Annotated in this window: 19 protein-coding genes and 1 pseudogene; 10 read left to right on the top strand and 10 right to left on the bottom strand. The window is 64.0% G+C overall.

Going from position 1 to position 25,921, the window contains the following annotated elements; translation table 11 throughout:
- Positions 1-157: 157 nt before the first annotated feature.
- The 4 genes and pseudogenes from acnB to AC1DB0_RS15725 all read left to right on the top strand — a co-directional run bounded on the left by acnB (position 158) and on the right by AC1DB0_RS15725 (position 4,340).
- Positions 158-2,749: a bifunctional aconitate hydratase 2/2-methylisocitrate dehydratase gene (gene acnB / locus AC1DB0_RS15740; RefSeq protein ID WP_054426474.1), complete on the top strand. Its 2,592-nt coding sequence runs from the start codon at positions 158-160 to the stop codon at positions 2,747-2,749.
- Positions 2,750-3,064: 315 nt separating this feature from the next.
- Positions 3,065-3,664 (top strand): transglycosylase SLT domain-containing protein, encoded by a 600-nt coding sequence (locus AC1DB0_RS15735; protein WP_054426475.1) that lies wholly within the window; start codon positions 3,065-3,067, stop codon positions 3,662-3,664.
- A gap of 59 nt (positions 3,665-3,723) precedes the next feature.
- Positions 3,724-4,062: pseudogene (locus AC1DB0_RS15730) on the top strand (type II toxin-antitoxin system RelE/ParE family toxin).
- A complete protein-coding gene (locus tag AC1DB0_RS15725; protein ID WP_175171351.1) occupies positions 4,059-4,340 on the top strand; it encodes a helix-turn-helix domain-containing protein in 282 nt (93 codons plus the stop codon). The pseudogene AC1DB0_RS15730 and the gene AC1DB0_RS15725 overlap by 4 nt, the downstream one beginning before the upstream one ends.
- Before the next feature lie 82 nt (positions 4,341-4,422).
- Here AC1DB0_RS15725 and AC1DB0_RS15720 read toward each other — a convergent pair whose 3' ends face one another.
- Both AC1DB0_RS15720 and AC1DB0_RS15715 read right to left on the bottom strand, forming a co-directional pair.
- Entirely contained in the window at positions 4,423-6,630 is a 2,208-nt protein-coding gene (locus AC1DB0_RS15720; RefSeq protein ID WP_054426477.1) for a TonB-dependent receptor, read from the bottom strand.
- A 265-nt stretch (positions 6,631-6,895) separates the two neighbouring features.
- Positions 6,896-7,810: a pirin family protein gene (locus AC1DB0_RS15715; RefSeq protein WP_342066738.1), complete on the bottom strand. Its 915-nt coding sequence runs from the start codon at positions 7,808-7,810 to the stop codon at positions 6,896-6,898.
- Between the two features lie 148 nt (positions 7,811-7,958).
- Here AC1DB0_RS15715 and AC1DB0_RS15710 point away from each other — a divergent pair, with 148 nt between their 5' ends.
- The gene (locus tag AC1DB0_RS15710; RefSeq protein WP_054426479.1) at positions 7,959-8,867 is read left to right on the top strand and encodes a LysR substrate-binding domain-containing protein; all 909 of its coding nucleotides are present in this window, start codon (positions 7,959-7,961) and stop codon (positions 8,865-8,867) included.
- A gap of 139 nt (positions 8,868-9,006) precedes the next feature.
- On the opposite strand, the gene AC1DB0_RS15705 is transcribed toward AC1DB0_RS15710, so the two are convergent.
- The 3 genes from AC1DB0_RS15705 to AC1DB0_RS15695 form a co-directional block, all read right to left on the bottom strand.
- Positions 9,007-9,990, bottom strand: a complete 984-nt coding sequence (locus AC1DB0_RS15705) for a Bug family tripartite tricarboxylate transporter substrate binding protein (protein ID WP_054426480.1) — start codon at positions 9,988-9,990, stop codon at positions 9,007-9,009.
- Between the two features lie 101 nt (positions 9,991-10,091).
- Complete coding sequence (locus AC1DB0_RS15700) at positions 10,092-11,699, bottom strand: AMP-binding protein (protein ID WP_476757254.1); 1,608 nt, start codon at positions 11,697-11,699, stop codon at positions 10,092-10,094.
- The gene (locus AC1DB0_RS15695) at positions 11,696-12,583 is read right to left on the bottom strand and encodes an SDR family oxidoreductase (RefSeq protein ID WP_054426738.1); all 888 of its coding nucleotides are present in this window, start codon (positions 12,581-12,583) and stop codon (positions 11,696-11,698) included. The genes AC1DB0_RS15700 and AC1DB0_RS15695 overlap by 4 nt, the downstream gene beginning before the upstream one ends.
- Before the next feature lie 136 nt (positions 12,584-12,719).
- On the opposite strand from AC1DB0_RS15695, the gene AC1DB0_RS15690 reads away from it, so the two are divergent.
- Positions 12,720-13,649 (top strand): LysR family transcriptional regulator, encoded by a 930-nt coding sequence (locus AC1DB0_RS15690; protein ID WP_476757307.1) that lies wholly within the window; start codon positions 12,720-12,722, stop codon positions 13,647-13,649.
- A gap of 297 nt (positions 13,650-13,946) precedes the next feature.
- The gene (gene acnA, locus AC1DB0_RS15685) at positions 13,947-16,652 is read left to right on the top strand and encodes an aconitate hydratase AcnA (RefSeq protein WP_054426483.1); all 2,706 of its coding nucleotides are present in this window, start codon (positions 13,947-13,949) and stop codon (positions 16,650-16,652) included.
- Between the two features lie 138 nt (positions 16,653-16,790).
- Here acnA and AC1DB0_RS15680 read toward each other — a convergent pair whose 3' ends face one another.
- Positions 16,791-17,567, bottom strand: coding sequence for a DODA-type extradiol aromatic ring-opening family dioxygenase (locus AC1DB0_RS15680; RefSeq protein ID WP_082387192.1), 777 nt, complete (start codon positions 17,565-17,567; stop codon positions 16,791-16,793).
- A gap of 228 nt (positions 17,568-17,795) precedes the next feature.
- Here AC1DB0_RS15680 and AC1DB0_RS15675 point away from each other — a divergent pair, with 228 nt between their 5' ends.
- The 3 genes from AC1DB0_RS15675 to efp all read left to right on the top strand — a co-directional run bounded on the left by AC1DB0_RS15675 (position 17,796) and on the right by efp (position 20,847).
- On the top strand, positions 17,796-18,998 hold the full coding sequence (locus tag AC1DB0_RS15675) for a DUF2863 family protein (protein ID WP_054426486.1): 1,203 nt from the start codon (positions 17,796-17,798) through the stop codon (positions 18,996-18,998).
- Positions 18,999-19,004: 6 nt separating this feature from the next.
- Entirely contained in the window at positions 19,005-20,117 is a 1,113-nt protein-coding gene (earP, locus tag AC1DB0_RS15670) for an elongation factor P maturation arginine rhamnosyltransferase EarP (RefSeq protein ID WP_476757253.1), read from the top strand.
- A 169-nt stretch (positions 20,118-20,286) separates the two neighbouring features.
- Complete coding sequence (efp, locus tag AC1DB0_RS15665) at positions 20,287-20,847, top strand: elongation factor P (RefSeq protein ID WP_006225610.1); 561 nt, start codon at positions 20,287-20,289, stop codon at positions 20,845-20,847.
- 103 nt (positions 20,848-20,950) lie between these two features.
- Here the strand turns inward: efp and AC1DB0_RS15660 are convergent, their stop codons facing one another.
- The 4 genes from AC1DB0_RS15660 to AC1DB0_RS15645 all read right to left on the bottom strand — a co-directional run bounded on the left by AC1DB0_RS15660 (position 20,951) and on the right by AC1DB0_RS15645 (position 25,875).
- Complete coding sequence (locus AC1DB0_RS15660) at positions 20,951-21,412, bottom strand: DUF1178 family protein (protein ID WP_447578231.1); 462 nt, start codon at positions 21,410-21,412, stop codon at positions 20,951-20,953.
- 139 nt (positions 21,413-21,551) lie between these two features.
- Entirely contained in the window at positions 21,552-22,262 is a 711-nt protein-coding gene (locus AC1DB0_RS15655) for a DUF2968 domain-containing protein (protein WP_054426489.1), read from the bottom strand.
- 116 nt (positions 22,263-22,378) lie between these two features.
- Complete coding sequence (locus AC1DB0_RS15650) at positions 22,379-23,779, bottom strand: sigma 54-interacting transcriptional regulator (protein WP_054426490.1); 1,401 nt, start codon at positions 23,777-23,779, stop codon at positions 22,379-22,381.
- Positions 23,779-25,875, bottom strand: coding sequence for a TadG family pilus assembly protein (locus AC1DB0_RS15645; RefSeq protein ID WP_476757252.1), 2,097 nt, complete (start codon positions 25,873-25,875; stop codon positions 23,779-23,781). Before AC1DB0_RS15645 ends, AC1DB0_RS15650 begins: the two co-directional genes overlap by 1 nt.
- Between the last annotated feature and the right edge of the window lie 46 nt (positions 25,876-25,921).

The raw sequence follows: 25,921 nt of genomic DNA, 5'->3' as shown, positions 1-25,921 counted from the left end.
CGCGCCGCGCCTGCGCGGCCCCGCTCTGCGTCGCCGTAACGCAACAGCTATCGGCTCAGGTCTTATATAAGATATAAGACATTTGCTAGCGACTTCTGTTGCCTCTACAATTCCGGTCGAAAACCCTTCTTCCAACCCGACTTTGAGCAGGCCTCACATGCTGGATAACTACCGCCAACACGTTGCCGAACGCGCGGCTCTGGGGATTCCCCCGCTGCCCCTTACGGCTAAACAAACCGCTGAACTGATCGAACTGCTGAAGAACCCGCCCGCTGGCGAGGAGCAGAATCTGGTCGAACTGCTGACCTACCGTGTGCCGGCCGGCGTGGACGATGCCGCCAAGGTCAAGGCGTCCTACCTGGCCGCCGTGGCGCTGGGCAAGGAAGCTTGTGCGCTGATCAGCCGTGCCAAGGCGACGGAACTGCTGGGCACGATGCTCGGCGGCTACAACATTGGCCCGCTGGTCGACCTGCTGGACGATGCTGAAATCGGCACCATCGCCGCCGATGCGCTGAAAAAGACCCTGTTGATGTTCGACGCCTTCCATGACGTGAAGGAAAAGGCTGACAAGGGCAACGCCAACGCCAAGTCCGTGCTGCAAAGCTGGGCTGACGCCGAATGGTTCACCAGCCGCCCGGAACTGCCGGAAAGCCTGACCATCACCGTCTTCAAGGTGCCTGGCGAAACCAACACCGACGACCTGTCGCCGGCGCCTGACGCCACGACCCGCCCCGACATCCCGATGCACGCCCTGGCGATGCTGAAGAACAAGCGCGACGGCGCCGCGTTCGAACCGGAAGAAGACGGCAAGCGCGGCCCGGTCAAGTTCATCGAATCCCTGAAAGAAAAGGGCCACCTGGTCGCCTACGTGGGTGACGTGGTTGGCACGGGTTCGTCGCGCAAGTCGGCCACCAACTCGGTGCTGTGGTTCACGGGCGAAGACATCCCGTTTGTGCCGAACAAGCGCTTTGGCGGCGTGTGCCTGGGCAACAAGATCGCCCCCATCTTCTACAACACGATGGAAGACGCCGGCGCGCTGCCGATCGAACTCGACGTTTCCAAGATGGAAATGGGCGATGTCGTCGAACTGCGCCCCTACGATGGCAAAGCGCTGAAGAACGGCGAAGTCATCGCTGAATTCGAAGTGAAGTCCGACGTGCTGTTCGACGAAGTGCGCGCCGGTGGCCGCATTCCGCTGATCATCGGCCGTGGCCTGACCAGCAAGGCGCGTGAAGCGCTGGGCCTGGCGCCGTCGACGCTGTTCCGCCTGCCGAAAGACCCGGTCGACACCGGCAAGGGCTACACGCTGGCTCAGAAGATGGTTGGCCGCGCCTGCGGTCTGCCGGATGGCAAGGGCATTCGCCCGGGCACCTATTGCGAACCGAAGATGACCTCGGTCGGCAGCCAGGACACCACCGGCCCGATGACCCGCGACGAGCTGAAGGATCTGGCTTGCCTGGGCTTCTCGGCTGACCTCGTGATGCAGTCGTTCTGCCACACCGCCGCCTACCCGAAGCCCGTGGACGTCAAGACGCACCACACGCTGCCGGAATTCATCAGCACCCGTGGCGGCGTGTCGCTGCGTCCGGGTGATGGCGTGATCCACTCGTGGCTGAACCGCATGCTGTTGCCCGACACCGTCGGCACCGGCGGCGACTCGCACACCCGTTTCCCCATCGGCATTTCGTTCCCGGCCGGTTCGGGCCTGGTCGCCTTTGCCGCCGCCACCGGCGTGATGCCGCTGGACATGCCGGAATCGGTGCTGGTCCGCTTCAAGGGCAAGCTGCAACCCGGCGTCACCCTGCGTGACCTGGTCAACGCCATCCCGCTGTACGCCATCAAGCAAGGCTTGCTGACGGTGGCCAAGCAAGGCAAGAAGAACATCTTCTCGGGCCGCATCCTGGAAATCGAAGGCCTGCCGGACCTGAAGGTCGAGCAAGCTTTCGAACTGTCGGACGCTTCCGCTGAACGTTCGGCCGCCGGCTGCTCGGTGTTCCTGAACAAGGAACCGATCATCGAATACATCAACAGCAACATCGTGATGTTGAAGTGGATGATCGCCAACGGCTACGAAGACGAACGCACGCTGGGCCGCCGCATCAAGGCCATGGAAGCCTGGCTGGCTGACCCCAAGCTGCTGGAGCCGGACGCCGACGCCGAATACGCCGCCATCATCGACATCGACCTGGCCGACGTGCATGAGCCCATCGTGGCCTGCCCGAACGACCCGGACGACGTCAAGACGCTGTCGGAAGTGGCTGGCGCCAAGATCGACGAAGTGTTCATCGGCAGCTGCATGACCAACATCGGCCACTTCCGCGCAGCCTCCAAGCTGCTGGAAGGCAAGCGCGACATCCCGGTCAAGCTGTGGGTGGCCCCGCCCACCAAGATGGACGCCACGCAACTGACCGAAGAAGGCCACTACGGCGTCTTCGGCACCGCTGGCGCGCGCACGGAAATGCCGGGCTGCTCGCTGTGCATGGGTAACCAGGCACAAGTGCGCGAAGGCGCGACCGTCATGTCGACCAGCACCCGCAACTTCCCGAACCGTCTGGGCAAGAACACGAACGTGTACCTGGGTTCGGCCGAGTTGGCCGCCATCTGCTCGAAGCTGGGCCGCATCCCGACCAAGGACGAGTACATGGCCGATATGGGCGTCATCAACAAGAGCGGCGACCAGATCTATCAGTACCTGAACTTCGACAAGATCGCGGACTACAAGGACGTGGCGGACGTGATCGAGGTGTAAGCCTTGCACGCTAGCCAGGCGTCTTAGCCTGCATGCAGTACGAACGACGGCCCCGGAGCAATCCGGGGCCGTTTTTCTTTGCAGGTCGTTTTCTTTGCAGGTCGTTTTCTTTGCAGGCCGCTTTCTTTGCAGGCCGCTTCCTTTTGGGGCCGAGTTTCGGGCAGAGGGTTTCAGCAGTTGCTCCCTTAACGCCCGAGCAAGCATCCGAACAGGAAACTTTTCCGACGATACGTTTTCATACAATCGCGGTACCTTGTGACACTTGCCCGGCGCAGCATCCCGTTTGCGCCCCGAACCTGAGGAGGAAGCCCGCCAATGACCCGGCTTTTGCTGCCGCCGCTGCTACTGCTGGCGCTTGCCGGTTGCGCCACGGCGCCGCCATCGAACCCCGAGAATATTTGCGCGATCTTCCGAGAAAAGCCGGACTGGCACGACGCCGCCCTGAAGGTGCAGAAGAAATGGGGCGCCCCCGTCCCGGTGCCCATGGCGATGATGTACCAGGAGTCGTCCTTCAAACAGGACGCCGTGCCGCCCCGCTATTACTTCCTGGGCATCATTCCCTGGGGCCGCGTCAGCTCTGCCTATGGCTACGCCCAAGCCAAGGACGAAACCTGGGCCGACTACAAAAAAGAAGCCGGCGGATGGGGTTCCAGCCGCGACAACTTCGCCGACGCGCTGGACTTCATGGGCTGGTACATGAGCAAGTCACAACGCATCAACGGCGTGTCCAAGTGGGACGCCTACGGCCAGTACTTGAATTACCACGAAGGCTGGACCGGCTACCGCAACCGCAGCTACGACCGCAAGGCCTGGTTGAAAACGGTGTCGCAAAAAGTGCAGGCACGCGCCGAGAAATTCTCGTCGCAGTACAAGAGTTGCGAAGGAGATTTGACGCGCGGAGGGTGGTTTTGGTGAGGGGATAGAGGAATCCCGTGAGCAATTGATCCTTATACAAAAATTTGTATAATCGCCGCATGAGCGTCCTCAAACTCGTCACCTTTTTAGGTACGGCACTTGACGAACTGCGGGCCTTTCCACTGCATGCACGACGCGACGCGGGGCATCAGATAGATCAGGTACAGCGCGGCTTGGAGCCGGACGACTGGAAGCCTATGACAACGATCGGACCAGGGGTCCGTGAAATTCGGCTTCGGGAAGAGTCGGGCGCGTTCCGCGTGATATACGTCGCAAAATTTGCCAAAGCTGTCTATGTCTTGCATTGCTTTTAAAAGAAGGCGGCAAAGACAGGAAAGACCGACCTGGATCTGGCGGCCAGACGATACCGCGATCTGTTGAAGGAGCTAGGCCTATGAGCAAGCAACAATTCGCCAGTGTGTGGGATGCCATTGAAGACACCCCCGCCGAAGCTGAAAACATGAAACTGCGCTCAGAACTCATGGTGGCGCTGAAGCATCACATTGCCCGATCGGAGATGAGCCAACAGCAAGCGGCGCAGCTGCTCGGCGTTACGCAACCGCGCGTGTCAGACCTGATGCGCGGCAAGATCAACCTGTTTGGCCTGGACGCCCTGGTCAATATGGCAACCGCCGCGGGCCTGCATGTGCAGATGACGATTCAAGAAGCCGCCTGAGCACCCGCTTGCTTTCCTTCAAATAAAAATCCCGGCACCAGGCCGGGATTTTTTGTTGCATACCGGTCAAAGCCGGCTGCGATCAGAAATCCATGCTGGCTGACAGCAGGAACGTGCGCGGGCCGCCCAGTACCAGGTAGCCGTTGCCGGGGTATCCGCCGACCGACGACCAGTAGTTGCGGTTGGCGATGTTTTCCACGCGGGCGCGCAGCGTCACGACGTGGCCGTCGATGTCCGTCATGTAGCGCAGGCCGGCGTCAAAGCGGGTCCAGCCGGGCACCTTGAGGGTGTTGGCGTCGTTCGCGTAAGACGAACCGGTGTAGACGACGCGGCCGTCCACGGCCAGGCCTTGCACGCCGGGGATGTCCCATTCCACGCCCATGTTGGCCTGAAAGCGCGGCACACCGATCACGCGGTTGCCGTCCAGCGAGGCGTTGCCGGTGGAACGCTGCTCGGCATCCAGCCACGTCAAGCCGCCCAGCACGCGCACGCTCTTGATGGGCTCGCCGTAGACGGTCAGTTCCGCGCCTTGGTGACGGTCTTTGCCGGAGGTGGTCAGCTCGTTGCTGGCGTTGTACATCGCGCGCGGCTTGTCGGTGGAGAACAAGGCCAAGCCCGCGCCAAGCCCGTCACCTTCGTACTTCACGCCGATTTCCTTTTGCTTGGACACGTACGGTTGCAGGCTTTGGCCGACGTTAGGCACCGGCTTGCCGTTCGCGTTGGCAGGCGCGGTCGGCCCCGCGACCAGGGCTTCGATGTAGTTGGCATACAGCGACACGCTGGGCGCCACCTTGAAGACGATACCGGCGGCCGGCGAGTTGCGGCTGGCGTCATAGGCGCCGCTTTCCTTGCCCGTGTTGTAGGCGTAATCACGCTGCGACAAGCGTTGATGGCGGATGCCCAGGGTCAGCAGCACCTTGTCGTCCAGGAACGACAGGGTGTCGCCCAGGGCGTAGCTGCTCATGCGCGTACGGCCTTGCAAGGCAGGGTTATCAATATCGTTGCCACGCAACGCTCCCGCGCTGAAGGCGGGCTTGTCGTAGGAGATCGGGTCATAGATGTTGGTCGGAAACGTATTGCCGAAATCCATGATGTAGGCGTTCTTCTTCTTCAGATCGAAGAAGGACGCCGACGCAACGATTTCGTGGCCGACCGGGCCGGTGCGCACCTTGGCGCGCAGGCCGAATTCGCCCGTGTTGACGCTGTCTTCACGGGTGTTGTCGAAGCGATAGAAATTGCCCGCGCCCGTGCTGCCGTTCGTCAACGTGACGTTGCCCAGCGAGTTCGCTTCATCGCTGCGGCGGAATCCGTAGGCTGCCCAGCCGGTCAGCTTGTCGCTGAAGTCATGTTCCGCGCGCAAGGTGCCGAACACATCGCGTTCGTTGGAGTACGACCACGGTTGCGCGTAGTTGGAGCTGGCGTCCGGTGCGTCGGGCACGGTGGTGACGCCCGCGCCCAGCGTCACGTTCGGACGCGCGCGCTTGAGCTTGTTTTCCTGCCAGCCGATATCCCCCGACAAGCGCGTATCCGCCGAGCGCCAATCAATGCCCAGCGACACCAGGCTGGTGCGGGAATGTTCATCATCAATCGCCGTATCACCGCTGCGTTGCGCGGCGTTCAGGCGGATGCCAGTGCTGTCGTCCGGGCCAAAGCGGCGGGCGATGTCGGTGGACAACTGAAACTGGCCGCCGCTGGAAATACCGGTCGTGACGCGCGTCAGCGGATCGTTCGGGGCGCGCTTGGGCACCAGGTTGATCACGCCGCCGATACCGCCGCCGCCAGGGGTGGCGCCGGTCAGGAATGCCGTTGCGCCGCGCAGCACTTCCACGCGTTCGAACAGTTCAGTGGCGATGTACTGGCGCGGCAGCAGGCTGTACAGGCCGTTGTAGGCCACATCGTCCGAGCTCAGGATGAAGCCGCGAATGAAGTACGACTCCTGGAAGTTACCGAAGCCGCGCGCCACGCGCACGCCGGAGTCGTTTTGCAGCACGTCGCCAACGCTGCGTGCCTGCTTGTCCTGGATCAGCTCGTTCGTGTAGCTGGTGATGCTGAACGGCGTGCTCAAGTTGTCTTGCGTACCCAGAATGCCGACCCGGCCACCGGTGGCGACTTGGCCGCCCGCGAACGGGGCCGACAGGCCGCCTGCCGACGCGTCCGCGCTGGCTTCGACCTTGATGGCTTCCATGGATACGGTAGCGTCGCCAGATTGGGCAGCCGGAGCCGTCTGGCCATAGGCTGCGCCCAGGCACGGAAGCGTGGCCGCCACGCAAGCTAGAGTTCTGATTTTCATATCGGGATCGATGGGCTAGAGAATGCGCGTCACCGCGCGAAGAAACACCAAATCCCGATGGGGTCACGCGCGGAAAACGGCTTATCTCCTTGCACTACCGCAAGGCTGTACAACGGCCCTGCCGAGCCCGTTCACCATGGGGTATTGAGGTCTGACGACGAAAATGTTATCAAACCGAGAATCATTCTCATACCATTTCCAACGCAGGAAAACCCGCCCGTTGCCCGGCCGCAACAAGTTGGGTTCGTTAAGGTCAAGGTCAGGATCAGGCGGCTAAATCGGGCTGCAACCGGCCAAAATCACCCGCCTCGAAAGCGGTTTCCGACTGGGTCAGACCGCGTCGGGCTGGCTTGGCGGCCGCATGGGGCTGGCCCGAAGCGGCTTCGATGGCGCCGCCCGCAATCAGCACGAAATGCACCGGCGCCCTGCCCGCCATCAAGACCAGCACGCCATGTTCGTCGTCAACGGACGCCGACGCGGCCAGGGCCGAGCCAGCGTGCACCACAGCGAAATCCGGGTCACCGCCCGGCCGTTTCGGCAAGGCCGGTGCGCCCGTCAGGCGATGCCTGGCGCGTACGCCCACCTCCCCCTGCACGGCATAGATCCAGGCATTCCACCCCGGCGCCAACGGCACCAGTTGCGTCGCTCCGGGGCGCAGCCAGGCGTCCAGCAGCATCAGGGGGTCTGGCGTGGCCAGCGGCGATTGCCAGCCGCTATGGCTACCCGCCGCCACGCGGATACGGCCCGCGTCGGTCTGGATGACGGGCATCTCCCAGCCCCGCAGCAACGCAATGCCTGGCGCTTGGGCGGGCTGGCGGTCTGACAGCTTGATCCCGATGCGCAGCCCGTGCAGCCGCGCCTGCGCCTCGGGCCGGTGTACCCGCAGAATCCCCTGGCCCGCCTGCGTCCAATGCAGGTCGCCCGCCCGGATCTCGTGGTCGTCCTTGGTGCTGCCCAGGCTTTGCATGACGCCCTTGGAGTCCTCCAGCAACAGCGTCGCGGCGCACAGGCCGGGGGCCGGCTCAGGCGCCGTGGCAGGCCCTGTCATGACGAAGTGGTCCACGCTGACCACTGGCGACGGGCTGCGGGAAAAATCGGTGTGGCGGAACGGGCGGACGGTGCAGGCGTCGCCCGCGGACTGGACCGGGCTGGCAACGACGTTACTGAGATGGATAGTCAAAAAAGTGCTGCCTGGGGAAGTGGTAACGCTGGCTGACGCCAAGCTTATGAGTTCCACCTGGCGGACAGTAGAGGCCAATTTCAGGAATAGTTGTCCTGTCTTGCAGGACAATTCGCTCCTTTTTCGTTCGCGCCCAGCTGAAACCCCCATGCAATCGCACATTCATCACGTCGACGACCTGCTGCTCTTTAGCGAGGTCGTTGAAAAAGGCGGCTTCTCCGCCGCCGCGCGTGTGTTGAATATGCAACGTTCGAAGCTCAGCCGGCGCGTGGCCGAGCTGGAAGCGCGCCTGGGTGTCCGGTTGCTTCAACGCAATACGCGCCGGGTATCGCTGACCCCGATGGGCGAACAGATCTATGTGCATGCCCAGACCATGGCCCGAGAAGCCCGCACGGCGTTCGACCTGGCGGCGTCCATGGGCGACACCCCCAGCGGCCTGCTGCGCATCACCGCGCCGTCTCCGCTGGCTGTGACCTTGTTGGGGGACATGGTGGCCCGCTTCTGCATGGCGAACCCCGGGGTACGGGTGCTGCTGGATACGCGTGACGAAATCATCGACCTGGTCGGTGAAGGCTATGACCTGGCGTTTCGCGCCATGAGTTCGGCGCTGACGGACTCCCGGCTGATCGGCCGTGAACTGGCGCTGGTGCCGCTGACGCTGCTTGGCGCGCCAGCGCTGGCCCAGGCGCGGCCGCGCCACCCCCGCGACCTGGCCGCCCTGCCCTTGCTGGCGCACGCCACGCAAGACAACCGCCACACGTGGCGCTTTACCGGGCCGGCTGGGGAAATCGAGACTTTGGAATTCCAGCCGCGCTGCCTGAGCAGCAACATGGCCACGCTGCGTTCGATGGCGCGCAGCGGGCTGGGCGTGGCGCTGCTGCCGCACTACCTCAGCGCAACCATGATGGCCAAGGGCGAACTGGTTCCGATTCTGCCCGGCTGGCAGGCCGCGCCATCACGCATCTACGCCATCATGCCCGCCCGCCGCGGCGAGCCTCTTGCGCTGCGCCGCTTTCTGGAACTGGCGGCGGCGGAGCTGCCCGTGTTGCTGGCTTGATGCGCTTGCTTGATGTGCGGGCCGGGTGCGCTTGCTTGATTTGCGGGCCGGGTGCGCTTGCTTGATGTGCGGGCCTGATGCGCTTGCTTGATGCTCGGGCCGGACGTGTTTGCCTGATCACCGTGACCCGACCCCGCATCTAATCCAGCTTGATGTGATTCGCCTGAATGACGGCGCCCCACCGCTCGCGGTCTTCCGCCACGTAGCGGTCGGTTTCCGCCTGATCACGCGGCGCCTGGATCACCAGCCCCAAGGTCTGGAAACGTTCGCGGAAATCCGGTTGCGCCATGACGCGCGCAACCGCCTCCTGCAAGGCTCGCCCTTCGGCGGCCGGCGTCGCTTGCGGCACGGCGATGCCAAACCAGGTGGCTGCGCGGAACCCCGGAAAGCCGCTTTCCGCCACCGTCGGCACATCGGGCAGCACGGGCAGGCGTTCCGCCGTCGTTACCGCCAAGGCCTTGATTTTGTTCTCTTTCACCAGCGGCAGCGACGTGCTGATCACATCCACCATCAGTTGCGTGTCGTTGGCCATCAGCGAGCTCAAGGCCGGCGCGCTGCCGTTGTACGGGATGTGCGCAATGTCGACGCCGGTGCGCGACTTGAGCAATTCCGTCGCCAGCTGCAAGGGGTTGCCAATGCCCACCGACGCATAGTTCAGCTTGCCCGGACGCGTCTTGGCGTAGCTGACGAATTGCGCCAGCGTGGTGGCCGGCACCGCGTTGTTCGCCACGACCACCAGCGGCAGTTCAGCCACCACCGACAGCACGCGGAAATCGCGCGCGGCGTCGTAGGCGATCTTCTGATAAAGCATGGGGTTCAGCACCATGCTGGCATTGCTGGCCAGAAACAGGGTGTAGCCATCGGGCTGGGCGCGGGCCACCTGCGTGGCCGCAATCATCGTGTTGGCGCCCGGCTTGTTCTCCACCACGACGGGCTGGCCGAGTTCGCGCGACAGGCGCTCGGCCAGCACGCGCGACAACTGATCCGCCGCGCCGCCCGGCGTATACGGCACCACCAGCTTCACCGGGCGGTCAGGGAACGCCGCCAGCGCTTGGGGTGCAATTGCCGCGCAAGCCAGCACGGCGGCCGCAGTGCGGCCCAACCAACGATTCATTTTCAACATGCTTGTCTCCCGAGTCTTGAACGACTCTTGTAGTGGGTACTGCTGGGGTATTGCTGGGGTATTGCTGGGGTATTGCTGGGGTGTTGGCCTGACGTTCGCCGCTACACCTTGCGCGCCTGCCCCTCCCAGAACTCGGCGCGCAGGCGGCGTTTGGCGATCTTGCCGTTGTCGTCGCGCGGCAAGGCCGGGCGCAGTTGCAGGTCGCGCGGGATCTTGTAGCGGGCGACGCGGCCAGCCAGCCATTGCAGGGCGTCCTGCACATTCACCGTGGCGTCCGGCGCGGGTTGAATCAAACCCAGCAAGCGTTCCCCAAACTCGGCATCCGGCACGCCAAATACGGCGCAATCAGCCACGCCCGGGTACTGCGTCAGGTGGTGTTCGATTTCGGCGGGATAGATGTTCACGCCGCCGGAAATCACCAGGTCCGATTCGCGGTCGCACACGAACAGATAACCGTCTTCGTCCACATAGCCCAAGTCACCCAGGCCGATCAGGCCGTCGCGCTCGACGGCCTGGCGGGCCTCGGGGTGATTGCGGTAGGTGAAGTCGGCGTAGGCCGGCTGGCGCACGTAGATGCGGCCGACCTCGCCGGGCGCACAAAGCGACCCGTCTTCGGCATACACGCGCACCTGCGCCGGCCCGATGGGCCGCCCCGCGCTGCCGGGCTTGGCCAGCGCCTCGTGGGAGTCAATTACCGTCACCATGCCTGCCTCGCTGGACGCGTAGGTTTCATGCACCACGGGGCCTAGCCAGTCGATCATGGCCTGCTTGAGTTCAGGTGCGCACGGCGCCCCCGTCGACGCCACGAAACGCAACGACGACAAGTCGAACGACGCTCGTGTGCGCGCATCCAGCTTCAGCAGCCGCACATACATGATGGGCACGAGATAGATGGTGTCGATGCGATGCTGTTCGATCAGGCGCAACACCTCGATGGGATCAAAGCGCGCGGTCAGCACCAGCGTGTCGCACACGCGCAGCGCCACCTGGGCGAAGACGCTGGGCGCGCTGTGATAGACCGGCGCGGGCAGCAAGGCGCGGCATCCGGGGCGCAATCCGTAGGCTTGTTCCACCACGGCTTCGACGGCCGCCAGGTGCTCGGGCAGACGCGCCACCGGAAACGGCTGACGCACCACGCCCTTGGGCCGGCCTGTGGTGCCCGAGGTGTACGCCATGTGCCCGCGGGGCGCGACGAGCGGCCCGTCGTAGCGCGACTGCGCATTGCGCCAGGTTTCGTAGTTGTTGGCTTCGAAGTCGTTGGCTTCGGAATCGTTGGGGTCGGACTCGTTGGGGTCAGACTCGTTGGGGTCAGACTCGTTGGGGTCGGACACGCCGGCGGCTACATCAATGTTGCCGGCCACCGACTTCCCGCCGCCCATCACCCGCAGCGCGGGCAGCCCCTTGGGCAGCGCGGTCCAGACCTGCCGCCACAAATCGTCTTCGGCAATCACCAGCTTGGCGCCGCTATCGGTCACCAGAAACGCCACTTCCTCGGCCGTGTAATGCCAGTTGATCGGGCAGTAGTAGCAGCCCAGCCGCTTGCAGGCCTGGATGATTTCCAGATACGGCATGCCGTTGCGCAGCAGCACCGCGATCACATCGCCTTCGCGCACGCCCATCGCCGCCAGCCCGGCCGCCACTTGCTCGCCGCGCGCAACCAGCGCGTCACGGGTCAGCTCAATGCCGCCCGCAATGATGCGCCCGCTCATGCCGGCTTCCCGGCGCGCTGCGCCTTGTCTTGTGCGGTGCGCGCCTCGATCGCGGCGCGGGCGGCCGCCCAATCGTCGTCGCTCCATTCGAAGTACTGCTTGAAGTACGCGCCGTTGGCCAGGTAGTCGCCGCCGTCCAGCGCAATCGTCTGGCCGTTGATCCAATCGTTGCCCGGCCCCAGCAGGAACGCGGCCAATTCGCCGATGTCGTGCCCGGTGCCCAGACGGCGCATCGGATTTTGCTGGGTCAGCGCGTCCTGGCCATCGCCGTTGGGGCGCAGCCTTGCGGTTGCGCCTTCGGTGGGAATCACGCCGGGCGCGATCGCGTTCAGGCGGATACCGTGGCGGCCCCATTCCACCGCCAGCGACTTCGTCATCGCGTCGATACCCGCCTTGGACATGGCCGACGGCACCACGAACGGCGAGCCCGTCCAGACCCACGTCACCACAATCGACACCACCGCGCCGTGCGTGCCGGTCTCGATCCAGCGCTTGCCGACCGCCTGGGTCATATAGAAGGTGCCGCGAAACACCGTGTCGGCGATGGCGTTGAAGCCGCGCGCCGACAGCTTCTCAGTCGGGCTGATGAAGTTGCCCGCGGCATTGTTGATCAGGCCGTCCAAGCCGCCATGCTCGCGCCAGATGCCGTCCACCATGGCGTCCACGGCGTCGGCATCGCGGATGTCGACGGCATGCGCATGGGCCTGGCCGCCGTAGCGGGCGCGCAGCGTGGCCGCGGCAGCTTCAACGACCGACAGCCGGCGGCCGCACAGGTGCACGGTGGCGCCCAGCGCGGCCAGTTGTTCGGCCATGGCGTAGCCCAGCCCGGTGCCCCCGCCTGTGACCAGGACGCGCTGACCGCGGAACAGATCCGCGCGGAACATGCTTTGGACCATGGGGTTGTCTCCTTTATGTCGATATGGATTTGCTTTGGACCGAGAGTATCAACGCCAATATTCCGCGACAATCCTTCGGCTTGCGTAAACTATGTTTCCTCACAGGCAACAATCGATGACGCCCATGTCCGCCTTGCCCGCGCTAGACCTGAACCTGATCCAGCTGTTCGTCACCATCGTCGAAGCCGGCACGCTCAGTGAGGCGGCCTTGCGCCAGGGCGTGACGCGGTCGCACGTCAGCCGGAATCTGCAAAAGCTGGAGCGCGCGTTCGGCGCCCAACTGATCCGGCGCACCACCCGCCGCCTGGAACTAACGCAGCAAGGCACGGTGCTGTATGAGCACGGCGCGCGCATGTCGCGCGAGGTGGAATCGGCGCGACATGCGCTGCAGAAGCTGGGCGCGGAACCCACGGGCCATGTGCGGCTGTCCTTGCCCACCGGCCTGGGCGAGCTGGACGCGCTGCGCCCGCTGCTGGTGCGATTTGCGCTGGAACACCCCAGCCTGAGCCTGCGGGTGCTGTTCTCCAACCGTGTCAGCGACCTGATTTCGTCAGAAATCGACGTGGCGCTGCGGGTGATTTCGACGCCGCCGCAGGACTACGTGGCCCGCGAGCTGGGCGAAGTGAAATGGCATCTGTGCGCCGCGCCCGGCTACTTGCAGCGCGCGGGCAAACCCGCCCACCCGCGCGACCTGGGCCGGGTGGATTTTCTTTGCCCGCCTGGCCCCAAGCCACAAACGACGCTGCGCCTGACCCGCAAAGGCCAGGTTTACGAAGCCAAGCTGGCGCCCCGGCTGCAATCCGAATACTTCCCCTTTCTGGCCCAGGCCGCGCGCGACGGCGCCGGCATCGCGCTGCTGCCCGCCTACATCGTGCAGCCCGATCTGGAAGCCGGCCGGCTCATTGAAGTGCTGCCGGCCTACAAGGCGCAAGGACCGGGCGACAAGTTGTTCATCCTGACGTCCCCCACGCCCTACCCGTCGACCGCTCAACGCGCGCTGGTCGACTTTTTGAAATCCGAGCTGGAACCGCTGTTGCGCGGCTTCCTGGCCTGATCTGAAATTTTCCTGACCGCCGCCACGCCACGGTAGAACTTCCCTGTTAAAAACGCGGGGTCTTGCAGGCTTGGCTCATGTCCGCCAAAGTAGGGGTTTTGCAGTGCGGGGAGTGCCATCCCGGTGCCTTGCCGGAACTCGGACGGAACTTTGACGTGCGCCCCAAGTCTTATATAAGATATAAGACATGCAGCCGCGCAAGGGCTTGTCTCCCCTACAATGACAACCGCGCAAAATCGCCAGAAAATGCCGCCTGCGCCTGGGCACATACAGTCGGGCAAAACAACGGAGTCCATCATGCCGCACAACACTCTAGACACCCTCAAGAACTTCAAGATCGGCAATAAATCCTGTCAGTACTATTCGCTGCCGGCGCTGGGCAAGTCCCTCGGCATTGATGTGCAGCGGCTCCCGGTTTCTATCCGCATCGTGCTGGAATCCGTGCTGCGCAACTGTGATGGCAAGAAGGTCACTGAAGAGCACGTGAAGCAGCTGGCCAACTGGCAAGCCAACGCCCGCCGCGAAGACGAAATCCCCTTCGTCGTGGCGCGCGTGGTGTTGCAGGATTTCACCGGCGTGCCGCTGCTGGCTGACATCGCCGCCATGCGCTCGGTCGCCGACAAAATGGGCAAGAGCCCCAAGAGCATTGAGCCGCTGGTGCCGGTTGACCTGGTCGTCGACCACTCGGTCATGATCGACTACTTCGGCACCAAGAACGCGCTGGACCTGAACATGAAGCTGGAATTCAAGCGCAACCAAGAGCGCTACCAGTTCATGAAGTGGGGCATGCAGGCGTTCGACACGTTCGGCGTCGTGCCTCCGGGCTTTGGCATCGTCCACCAGGTCAACCTGGAATACCTGGCGCGCGGCGTGCACCAGGACAAAAAGAACAACGTCTATTACCCCGATTCGCTGGTGGGCACCGATAGCCACACCACGATGATCAACGGCATCGGCGTGGTGGGCTGGGGCGTGGGCGGCATCGAAGCCGAAGCCGGCATGCTGGGCCAGCCCGTGTACTTCCTGACGCCCGACGTGGTGGGCGTTGAGCTCAAGGGCCAGTTGCGCGGCGGCGTCACCGCCACCGACCTGGTGCTGACCATCACCGAAATGCTGCGCCGTGAAAAAGTGGTGGGCAAGTTCGTTGAATTCTGCGGCGAAGGCACCGCCAGCCTGACCGTGGCCGAACGCGCCACCATCGGCAACATGGCGCCGGAGTACGGCGCCACCATGGGCTTTTTCCCCGTTGACGAACGCACCATCGACTACTTCCGCGGCACCGGCCGCACGGAAGCTGAAATTGCCGCCTTTGAAGCCTATTTCAAGGCGCAGAAGATGTTCGGCATTCCGGCCGCCCAAGACATCAACTTCACCAAGCTGCTGACGCTGGACCTGTCCACCGTCGCCCCGTCGCTGGCCGGCCCGAAGCGCCCGCAAGACCGCATCGAAATCGGCAACGTCAAGAACACGTTCATCGACTTGTTCTCCAAGCCGGTCGCTGAAAACGGCTTCAACCAGCCCGCCGAAAAGCTGGCCGAAACCTTCACCACCAGCACCGGCACCAAGATCAAGAACGGCGACATCCTGATTGCCGCCATCACGTCTTGCACCAACACGTCGAACCCGAACGTGCTGCTGGCCGCAGGCCTGTTGGCCAAGAAGGCAGTGGAAGCCGGCCTGAAGGTGCCCAAGCACATCAAGACCTCGCTTGCGCCCGGATCGCGCGTCGTGACCGACTACCTGACCAAGACGGGCCTGCTGCCCTACCTGGAAAAGCTGGGCTTTGACGTGGCCGCCTACGGCTGCACCACCTGCATCGGCAACGCGGGCGACCTCACGCCGGACCTGAACGAAGCCATCACCGGCAACGATCTCGTCTGCTCGGCCGTGCTGTCTGGCAACCGCAACTTCGAAGCGCGCATCCACCCGAACATCAAGGCCAACTTCCTGGCCTCGCCCCCGCTGGTGGTGGCGTACGCGCTGGCCGGCACCGTCACGCGCGACCTGATGACCGAGCCGGTTGGAAAGGGCAAGAACGGCGACGTCTGGCTGGGCGACATCTGGCCCACGTCCGAAGAAGTCGAAGCGCTGATGAAGCATGCGCTGGACCCGAAGGTGTTCGAGGCCAACTACGGCCAGGTCAAGAGCAACCCGGGCAAGCTCTGGGAAAACATCAAGGGCGTCAGCGGCGACACCTACAACTGGCCCGACTCCACCTACATCGCCGAACCGCCCTTCTTTGAAGGCTTCGACATGACGCCGGCCGCGATGCCCACCGTCAAGAACGCGCGTGCGCTGGGCGTGTTTGGTGATTCCGTCACCACCGACCACATCTCGCCCGCCGGTTCCATCAAGGAAACCTCGCCCGCAGGCAAGTGGCTGAAGGAAAACGGCGTCATGAAGGCCGATTTCAACAGCTACGGCTCGCGCCGCGGCAACCACGAAATCATGATGCGCGGCACGTTTGCCAACGTGCGCATCAAGAACCTGATGATCCCGTCGTTGCCGGATGGCAGCCGCTTCGAAGGCGGCGAGACCCTGTTCCAGCCTACCGGCGAACAGATGTCGATCTATGACGCCGCCATGAAGTACGTGGCCGACGGCACGCCCACCGTGGTGTTCGGCGGCGAAGAATACGGCACGGGCTCGTCGCGTGACTGGGCGGCCAAGGGCACGCAACTGCTGGGCGTGAAGGCCGTGATCACCCGCAGCTTCGAACGCATCCACCGCAGCAACCTCGTCGGCATGGGCGTGTTGCCGCTGCAGTTCAAGGGTACGGACAGCGTGCAGTCGCTGGGCATCACGGGCGAAGAAACGTACGACATCTCGGGCCTGGAAAACGGCATCAAGCCGATGCAGGACGTGACGCTGACGATCACCCGCAAGGATGGTTCGAAGCAGGACGTAACCGTGCTGCTGCGCATCGACACGCCGATCGAGGTTGACTACTACCAGCACGGCGGCATCCTGCCCTTCGTGCTGCGCCAGTTGCTCGCGGCCTAAGCACGTTACTGCGCCGCACCGCGCCGAGCGCGATGCAAAAAGCCCCGGAGCCGCCAGGTTCCAGGGCTTTTTTACTGGCGAAAAACGGTCGGCGTCTGCCGCCGAACGACTACGCGCCAGTCGCCTAAGGGATGCGCCTTAGTCGTCGAACTGATACGCGTCCATCGCCAGCGCGCCGTACGAAATCTCGTCGTTCAGACGCTTGGCCGATGCGCCCGCCGCGCCCAGCGCCACATACAACGGCATCAGGTGATCGTCGTGCGGATGGGCCTGCAACGCGCCCGGCGCCTGCGCCTGCCAGTCCAGCAGCGCCGGCACATTGTGCTCGGCCAGATTGCGCGCATACCACTCCTGAAACGCCGGCACGTACGGCACCGCCGGCGCATTCTGCGGCATGCGGACATGGCGCAGATTGTGCGTCAGCGAACCGGACCCGATGATCAGGATGTCTTCATCACGCAGCGGCGCCAACGCCCGCCCCAGCGCCAGCTGGCCCGCGGCATCCCGGCCCATGTCCAGCGACAACTGCACCACAGGCACGTCCACGTCGGGATACAGGTAGCGCAACGGCACCCAGGCGCCGTGGTCCAGCGGACGGCGCGGGTCGCGGTCGGCGGCAATGCCCGATTCGGCCAGCAGCGCCTGCACGCGCGCGGCCAGCTCGGGAGAACCCGGCGCGGCATATTGCAGCGTGTAGAGTTCCGGCGGGAAGCCGCCAAAGTCATGCCAGGCCACCTGTTGCTCACGGGTGGACAGGGCCAGGCCCTCGCCCATCCAGTGCGGCGACACCACCAGAATGCCGCGCGGCTTGCGGCCTTGCGCAGCGCTCCAATCCGCCAGCACGGGGCCGGTCAGGCCCGGTTCAACGGCCAGCATGGGCGAGCCGTGGGAAACAAAAAGCGTAGGCCAACGCATGCCGAAGCCTCCAGAGAATAAGTTGATGGAAGCATTTTCGGCTGTTTCCAATCAGCAATAAACCCCCGCAGTGGGGATAATCTGTTGTCATTCCAGCACTAATGTGCCGAAGCGTCCGCCTCGCTCGCCGCATTGCCCTATTACCAGGCAATGCCGCGCCGTCATGCCGGTGCGCGCGGCGGGCGTTAAACTACGTCGTTACACACTTACTGGACGTCCCTCGAAGTTATGGCCCGATCCCGCAGCCAATCCGCTCCCCGCATGACCCGTGACGCTACCCGCCTGGTTGCGCTTGCCCAAGCGCTGAACCGCTCGGGCAGCCGCGTCGAAGACGTGTTCTGGGAGAACCAGCTTGGCGAGGCGATCCCCAAGCTGCTGAAGGCCGGGCAGGATGCCCCGCTGGAAGCGGCCCTGGACCACCTCGCGCAAAGCGACATAGGCGCTTACGAGGTCTTGATCGAGCAGGCCGAAACCCTGTCTGAATCGATGAAGATCGAGAAAAACGGCGTCCAGTACGACGTATTGCTGATCGTCGCGCCCATCGTCGCCTGGACCCGGTACGCCATTCCCACCGGCCCCGTTTCCGCCACCGCCCAACAGGCGCTGCTGGCCCAGTTGCATGGCCATGTGTTGTCCAGCCAGGCCCGCACCGCGCTGATGCCCATGCTGGTCAGCGTGGACCAGATGCCGCGCACCTTCGGCGAAACGTGGCAGTGGTTGCAACGCCTGGGTTCGCAGGCGCTGGGCGCCGAAACGACGAAGCCGACGCTGAACACCGAAATCGAAACCGCCAACATGCTGGCCGACACGCGCTACATCATCGGCGCGGTGGCAGTGCCCGAAAACGCGCCGATCTTCCGCTGGCAGGAAAGCATGGGCGACGCCGACGCCACCCGCGACGCCTGCCAGGCACAATGGGCCGAGCAGGCGCAGCCCACGCTGGCCGCGCTGCTGCCGGGCTGCGGTTTCGAAGCGCTGTTGCCCGACGCCTATTACGTCAGCAACCGCGAAGCCGACCGCCGCGTGCGCCCGCTGTCGCTGCGCGCCGCCATCAGCTGGCTGGAAGGCGCGGTCAGCCTCGAAGCCTCGCAATTGCGCGCGGTCGTGGCCGGCTGCGGTGAAAGCCGCATCGACGAATACCGCATCAGCTTCACGGCACGCAGCAGCAACGACGTCTACTACGGCTGCGTGTGGCCGCTGTACGGCCGCGAAGAAGAGCTGCCGTCCGAAGAAGGCCAGCCCGATGTGGTCGACGAAATCGCCGCGTTGCTGAAGGAATACGGGGTCACCGAAGTGCGCCGCATTCCCGGCGTGCTGCCGGCCGAGTACTGCGAAGATTGCGGCGCGCCCTACTTCCCCAATCCCCTGGGCGAGCTGGTGCACGCCGAACTGCCCGAGGACGCCGAGGCCGCGCCCGCCAAGTTCCACTAAGCGGCCATGCAAGCGGACATCTTCTGCCGGGTCGTCGACAACTACGGCGACATCGGCGTGTGCTGGCGGCTGGCCCGCCGGCTTGCGCAAGGCCGTGGCTGGGATATCCGCCTGTGGGTCGACGACCTGGCCAGCTTTGCACGCATCCAGCCGGGCATCACCGTGTCAGCCCCCCGCCAGCAGTTGGGCGGGGTCGACATCGTCCATTGGTCCGACACGCCTGACCCGGCCCTGACCGCCCGCGATGTCGTCATCGAAGCCTTTGCCTGCGACCCGCCGCCCGCGTTTCTGGACAGCATGCGCCAAACGCATCCTGCCTGGATCAACCTGGAATATCTGAGCGCGGAAGCCTGGGTGGAAAGCTGCCACGGCCTGCCCTCGCAGCGGCCCGACGGGCTGGTCAAGCACTTCTTCTTTCCGGGTTTCACGGCAGCCACCGGTGGCCTGCTGCGTGAACCCGGCCTCACCGCCGAGCGCGACGCGCTGCAAGCGTCGATAGACCAGCAAAATGCCTTCCTGCGCACGCTAGGCGTGGACGAGGCCGTGCTGTTGCGCCGGCAAGACGGCGCGCGCACGGTGTCTCTGTTTTGCTACCCTTCCGCGCCGGTCGATGCGCTGGTGCAGGCCCTGGCGGCGGACCCGCGCGCAAGCGTTCTGCTGGTGCCAGAGGGCATCGCCCCCGGGCTGGAAGCGGCCTGTTCGGCGCCCGGCGCGCCGCTGCTGGCGCGCCTGCCGTTCGTGGCGCAACCGGATTTCGACCGCTTGCTGTGGAGTTCGGACCTGAACTTCGTGCGCGGCGAAGATTCCTTCATCCGCGCCGCCTGGGCCGCCCGGCCGCTGGTGTGGCAGATCTACCCCCAAGACGAAAACATCCATCTGGAAAAGCTGGATGCCTGGCTGGCCCGCTATCCGGCCCCGGATTCCGCCCACGCGCTCATCCGCGCCTGGAACCAGCCGGAAACCGGCCAAACACAAGCAACGGCCGCCGAAGCGCTTGCGCCCGCAGCATGGAAAGCCTGGGCCAACGCCGCGCGCGACTGGGACGCCAGCCAGGCCGCGCGCCCGGATCTCGCCGAAAATCTGGCCGACTTTTGCGCAGACTTGGCCAAGAAACGTTAGAATAGAGAGTTTTCTGAGTCGCCCTGAATGTGTCGGGCCTCAACTATGACGCCTCCCGGGGTGTGCATGAAACGTCGCGAGCTTGGGTAGCCATCAGCAACACGCTACCGAGCGCCAGCGGTTTTTTGCAAGCACGGCGAGTGCACCTATCACCCCCGGAGTTTTATCGATGAAAACCGCTCAGGAATTGCGAGTCGGCAACGTGGTCATGGTCGGCAAGGACCCCCTCGTGGTCCAGAAAGCCGAATACAACAAGTCTGGCCGTAACGCTGCTGTTGTGAAGCTGAAGTTCAAGAACCTGCTGACCGCCTCGGCCAGCGAATCGGTCTACAAGGCCGACGAAAAGTTCGAAGTCGTTCAACTGGATCGCAAGGAGTGCACCTACTCCTACTTCGGCGACCCGATGTACGTCTTCATGGACGAAGAGTACAACCAGTACGAAATCGAAGCCGAAAGCATGGGCGACGCCCTGAACTACCTGGAAGAAGCGATGCCCGTGGAAGTGGTCTTCTACGACGGCCGCGCCATCTCGGTTGAACTGCCCACCACGCTGGTCCGCGAAATCACCTACACCGAACCCGCCGTCCGTGGCGATACGTCGGGCAAGGTCACGAAGCCGGCCAAGATCAACACCGGCTACGAACTGAACGTGCCGCTGTTCTGCGCCATCGGCGACAAGATCGAAATCGACACCCGCACGAACGAATACCGCAGCCGCGTCAACAACTGATCCGGCAGCAGGTACGAAAAAGCCAGGCCCTATTTTCAGGGCCTGGCTTTTTTTTTATGTCTGCGCATATCGCCGCGTGAAGGCCGGCAACGCTTGCCAACGTTTACTGCAAGCGTTCGTCGTCCAGAAAATCCGGCACGGCCATGACGTCGATACCGTCTTCGGCCAGCGATTGCCGTTCTTCCTGCGTGGCCGTGCCGCGAATGGGCCGCTCATCGGCGTCGCCATCGTGGATGCGGCGCGCCTCTTCGGCAAAGCGCGGGCCCACGTTTTCGGTATTGCGCAACAGCGCGCGCACCTGCTTCATCACCAACGCCTGCACCGCCGCCATCTTCTCGGCATCCGACGCGCCAGCCGGCACGGCGGGCGCTTGGGCCGCCGGGGCGTGCAGGTGCGACACATTCAAACGCGGGGCCGACAGGCGCTTGGTAATGGTGGCCGACCCGCACACTGGGCACGTGACCAGGCCACGCGCCGTTTGCGCGTCATAGTCTTCGTGCGAACCGAACCAGCCTTCAAAAATGTGGCTGTGTTCGCACTGGAGATCGAAAACTTTAAGAGCCATGGTGGCTATATGGGGTCCGGGCGCAAGATATCAAGCATCCACCAGCAAGCGCCATTCCCGCAGCGATGGGATAAAGGACACGGGCTTTCAAGAAAAAACGGGCCCGAAGGCCCGTCTTCGTCTTGGCGTAAGCCTGCGCTTATTTGCCGCGCTTGGACGCCGGGCTGGCGTCGATTTGCGCCTGCTGCGCCTGCAGGGAATCGATCTGGCGTTGCAGATCACGCAGTTGCTGACGCACATCCTTTTGCTGATCGGCCAAGGCGGTGGTTTCCTGGCGCGACTGTTCCTGACGCGCCGCCACTTGCTCTTCCTGCTGCATGCGCAGCGTGCGGTCGGCTTGCAGCGTGCTCAACTGCGCGCTGCGCGTGGCCAAGAGCTTCTCAGCATTGGCGTATTCGGCTTGCAGCTTGATGCGCTTGATGTCCACTTCGGCCAGCTCGGCCGATTGCGTCGTGAAAGCGCGGTACGTCGCTTCGGCCTGCTTTTCCGACACCGTTTTCAGCACGCGCCAGAAATCCTTTTGCTGAAACAGCGCGACGTAATACGTCAGGTCGTCCGGCTTGAACAGCAGGCTGGCGCCGTACGTGCCGTTGTAGGCGGTACGCAGCTCAGAAACCTGACGGTTCTGGATCAGGCCTTGCAATTCAGCCACGGTCGACGACGGCCGTGCAGCAGCGGGTGCAGGCGCGGCGGGCGGGGTCACCGGCGTTGTGGCCGGCTGCTTGTCTTCGACCTGCTTAACCGTGGGCCGCGGCGCTTCGGATTGCGCGCTGGCGCAAGCCGCCAGGCCGGACAGAGCCGTGCCCAACAGCGCCATGCGAGTGGCGGCACGGATAAATTGGACGTTCATGCCTTCCCCAAAAAAATCGTTGCGGAACTATAGCAATTTATTTCGCTCGCGGCTGTTCCACTTACATTGCCAGCAAGCAATTTGTCGCCCGATACGGGCCTTTCCCTATTGCGTGATCAGGATGCCTCGACGATTCCTTCCGCCGTTTCGCCTTGGCCGCCGCCCAGATGCAGTTTGCGCATCTTCTCCCAGAGCACTTTGCGGCTGATGCCCAAGGTGTTGGCGGTGTCCTGCCGGCGCCATCCGTTGACGTCCAGCGCGGCCAGGATACGGGCGCGTTCCGCGCGCTCCGCATCGGTGAAGACGGGTGGTTCGCATAGCGTGCTGGCGCCGCCCAACGCACCTGCTGCGCGCAGCGGTTCGGCAATCTGATCAAAAATGCGTTCGATGCGGGGCTGGTCCCAGGTTTTGAACTGCTTCTGCATGATGGCCACGCGTTCGGCCACGTTGGACAGTTCACGCACATTGCCCGCATAGCGGGTACGCGCCACGCGCTCCAGCAGCCAGTCCGGCGGCTCCCCTTCCCCGCCCAGGCGCTCAAGCAGCGAACGGAAAATAGCGATCTTCTCTTCGCCGCCGCGCTGTTCCAGGTTGGGAATACGCAGCTCGATCACTGCCAGCCGGTAATACAGATCGGCGCGGAATTCGTCCTGCCCCACCAGCACACGCAGATCTTTATTGGTGGCGGCGACCAGCCGGAAGTCCACCGGCACCTCGGCGGTGGAACCCAGCCGGGTCACGGTGCTTTGCTCCAGCACGCGCAGCAGCTTCACCTGTTGGTACAGCGGCAGATCGCCGATTTCATCCAGGAACAGCGTGCCGCCATTTGCCTGTTCGAAATAGCCCTTGTGTGCGCCCACCGCGCCCGTAAAAGCGCCTTTGGCATGACCGAAGAAATGCGCTTCGAACAAGCCTTCGGGAATCGCCCCGCAATTCACGGCCACGAACGGGCCGTCGGACCAGGCCGCGCGGTCGTGCAGCAGACGGGCAATGCGCTCCTTGCCCACCCCCGTTTCGCCATGGATCAGCGCATTGCTGCGGCAGTCGGCAAACATCTCGGCTTCGGCCAGCAACGCCCGCATCGGCTCAGACACCGCGATCAGCGGCTGCTCGCGCTTGGGCGCGGTGCGATTGAACTGGTCCAGCGTGCCAAGCAGCTCGAACAGCAGCTTGCGCAGGTCTGCCGTGGTGAAAGACAGCGGCAAGGTGTACGAGTATTCGGGCGGGTAGTAGCGCGAATCGCGCCCGCGGGTTTCGGCCGACACCCAGATAACAGGCATTGCCTGCACCGATAGCCAGTCATAGCCGCTGAACCGGTTGTCGCCCATCACCGATACCGACACCAGCGCAACCGCCGGACGCGTCGGGTCGCGCGGTGGCGGAAACGCGGTGCCCGCATCCGCCCGCACCAGCGACACGTCCATGCCCGCCAGGCAGCGCTCGGCGCGGCTGGCAATATCGGAAGTGCCTTCCCAGACGTACACATCGAACTCGTCGCGCGCGAATTTTTGAGTCATCAGTACACCAAGCGCGGCTGGCCGCAATCCACGGACAGCAGCGAAACGTCAGTCTGGCCCACGCTCAGACCCAGCAGGTCTAGCAGTTGCTGCAACAAGGTAGACAGCGGCGCCAGCACGGGTTGCAACAGGTTCACCACAATCGACAGCACACCGCTTACCTGCGAGCTGCCGCTAAGCGCCAACGAGGCGACGGAATTGATACGGCATTGGCGGATGGCGCTGGGCGTCAAGCCTAACGCGCACACCACGTCGTTCACGGGCGCCAGCAACAACGAGCTCAGGACATTGCCGACCAGTTGCAACGTGCCGCCCAGCACGCCCGTCAGGCCGCCTGTGGTCAGACGCGCGCTGAGCTGGTTCAGCGCAGTCGTGGACCACTGCAAGTTATTGACGACCTGCGTGATGGAGTTGCCCGCGCTGCTGCCGCCACCGCCCACCAAGTCTGTGGCCAACGCCGTGCGCTCGGCCGCCGTCAGCGGCGTGCCGGTGTTGAAAAGATCGCCCAAGATGCCGCCGATCAAGGCGTCTGACAGGTTCGATGCCAGCGCGCCCAGGTTGACGGACGTGGCGGTCACCGTCTGCGTGGACGGCGTGCCGGGCGGTTCGGTCAGCGTCACGAACACGGGCGCCGTTGAATTGAATACCGGCAACGTCACCTTGGCCGTCAACGGCAAGATGCCCAGCACATTCAGCACCTGATAGCGCTGGATGGCGGAAAACGAACTGACCTGGCAACTGTTGGTCAGCGACACGAAGTTGGCGGCGGTTTGATCGGTGCTGGACGTCATGCCCGGGAACCGCCCCAGGCAAATATTCGCCACGGACGACGTCACCGCGATCGTGGCCTGCGACTGCGTCAATGGCGCCTGGCACAGATTCGTCAGCGTGCCCGTGGATTGCGCCACGTCCACGATGATGGGCAGGTCCACCTTCGTGCCCAGGGTGTTCGCCAAGAGCGGCCCCACCAGCGGAATGTTGCTGGTATTCACCCGGATGTACACGCGTATGCCTGCGCTGGTGGCTTGCGTGCCGATGCCGCCAATCGCCAAGGTGGGCGGCTCCACCACGCGCACGCGGGCGTCTACGCCCAGCAGCGGGACGCTCAGGCCCAGATTGATCAGGTTCTGGCCATTGGCCACGACCAGCGCGGTTTCAAGCAGGTTGAGCGCGTTGAGATTCGCCGACAATGCGCCCGTGGCATCGCCCCCCACCACCGACAAGTTCAACACGCCGCCATTGCCGAACAGCTTGACCGGCAAGTTCAACGGCATCACGGCCAGCACGGTATTGATGGCGTTGCTGACCAGCCCCACGTTCGCGCCGGCCGTGCCGCTTTGGTTGACGACCGTCAGCGTGGCTTGCAGCAACTGGCCCAGCGTCAGGTTGTTGACCGCGGCCAGCTCGGCGGGCGTACCCACGCCAGTTGCAACCGACAGCGGCAAGCCCAGCGCCTTGAGCAAGCCCGAAGGCGTGATGTTGACGCTGGCAAGCCCCGCGGCATCCAGCACGTCCAGCTGCGTGGGCGTTGCGCCCACGCTCGACAGCAATTGCGACAACAGGCCGCCGCGTTGCAAGCGCAGCAAGCGCGAACCCACCATGAACGCCGCAACGGGCTGGGTGTTGGTTGCCACCGCGTTCACCGACACCGTCGTCCCCAGGCCCAAGACGCCAAACAGGCTTCTCAGGTCCTTGCGGATGGTCAGGCGCACCGCATTGAGCGTCTGCGTGCCAGTGGGATCGAATACATGCATGCCCGTGGCGTCGGCGCGGGTGGAATCCCAGAGCTTGCATTCCACGGTGATGTCGCCCGCCGCGAAGGTGTCAAAAATATTGGGCACGTTCGCCAATGCCGACGTGCGCCCCGCCGTGACGGCGCGCGTGCAGTCAGCGGCCGAGCCCATGCCCAGCACCTGCACCGCAGACAGCGCGGCCAGATCCGCCGCCTTCTGCATTTCGCGCTTCATGTAATAGCCATAGCCCAGCTGCGCCACGCCCAGCAACAGGATGCCCACCAGCACCGCGAACACCACGGCGATGGCCATGCTGCCGCGCTGACGCAGCGGCGGAACACGACGAAGAGGAAGGGCTGGCATGACGTTAGCAACCTTGGAGGGGAATCGCGCGCGGGCGCCGCGGGCC

It is taken from the genome of Achromobacter sp. 10T422 (assembly GCF_056394065.1).
Note: the sequence above shows the minus strand (reverse complement) of the source record. Positions and strands in the feature narration are given on the sequence as shown.

What these genes read in the sequence shown, in the direction of transcription:
- earP (WP_476757253.1), top strand. Translation starts at nt 19,005, where the DNA reads ATGCAAGCGGACATCTTCTGCCGGGTCGTCGACAACTACGGCGACATC.
- AC1DB0_RS15660 (WP_447578231.1), bottom strand. Translation starts at nt 21,412, where the DNA reads ATGGCTCTTAAAGTTTTCGATCTCCAGTGCGAACACAGCCACATTTTT.
- AC1DB0_RS15645 (WP_476757252.1), bottom strand. Translation starts at nt 25,875, where the DNA reads ATGCCAGCCCTTCCTCTTCGTCGTGTTCCGCCGCTGCGTCAGCGCGGC.
- efp (WP_006225610.1), top strand. Translation starts at nt 20,287, where the DNA reads ATGAAAACCGCTCAGGAATTGCGAGTCGGCAACGTGGTCATGGTCGGC.
- AC1DB0_RS15705 (WP_054426480.1), bottom strand. Translation starts at nt 9,990, where the DNA reads ATGTTGAAAATGAATCGTTGGTTGGGCCGCACTGCGGCCGCCGTGCTG.
- AC1DB0_RS15690 (WP_476757307.1), top strand. Translation starts at nt 12,720, where the DNA reads ATGTCCGCCTTGCCCGCGCTAGACCTGAACCTGATCCAGCTGTTCGTC.
- AC1DB0_RS15695 (WP_054426738.1), bottom strand. Translation starts at nt 12,583, where the DNA reads ATGTTCCGCGCGGATCTGTTCCGCGGTCAGCGCGTCCTGGTCACAGGC.
- AC1DB0_RS15655 (WP_054426489.1), bottom strand. Translation starts at nt 22,262, where the DNA reads ATGAACGTCCAATTTATCCGTGCCGCCACTCGCATGGCGCTGTTGGGC.
- AC1DB0_RS15710 (WP_054426479.1), top strand. Translation starts at nt 7,959, where the DNA reads ATGCAATCGCACATTCATCACGTCGACGACCTGCTGCTCTTTAGCGAG.
- AC1DB0_RS15735 (WP_054426475.1), top strand. Translation starts at nt 3,065, where the DNA reads ATGACCCGGCTTTTGCTGCCGCCGCTGCTACTGCTGGCGCTTGCCGGT.
- AC1DB0_RS15650 (WP_054426490.1), bottom strand. Translation starts at nt 23,779, where the DNA reads ATGACTCAAAAATTCGCGCGCGACGAGTTCGATGTGTACGTCTGGGAA.
- acnB (WP_054426474.1), top strand. Translation starts at nt 158, where the DNA reads ATGCTGGATAACTACCGCCAACACGTTGCCGAACGCGCGGCTCTGGGG.
- AC1DB0_RS15680 (WP_082387192.1), bottom strand. Translation starts at nt 17,567, where the DNA reads ATGCGTTGGCCTACGCTTTTTGTTTCCCACGGCTCGCCCATGCTGGCC.
- AC1DB0_RS15700 (WP_476757254.1), bottom strand. Translation starts at nt 11,699, where the DNA reads ATGAGCGGGCGCATCATTGCGGGCGGCATTGAGCTGACCCGTGACGCG.
- AC1DB0_RS15725 (WP_175171351.1), top strand. Translation starts at nt 4,059, where the DNA reads ATGAGCAAGCAACAATTCGCCAGTGTGTGGGATGCCATTGAAGACACC.
- AC1DB0_RS15675 (WP_054426486.1), top strand. Translation starts at nt 17,796, where the DNA reads ATGGCCCGATCCCGCAGCCAATCCGCTCCCCGCATGACCCGTGACGCT.
- AC1DB0_RS15720 (WP_054426477.1), bottom strand. Translation starts at nt 6,630, where the DNA reads ATGAAAATCAGAACTCTAGCTTGCGTGGCGGCCACGCTTCCGTGCCTG.
- acnA (WP_054426483.1), top strand. Translation starts at nt 13,947, where the DNA reads ATGCCGCACAACACTCTAGACACCCTCAAGAACTTCAAGATCGGCAAT.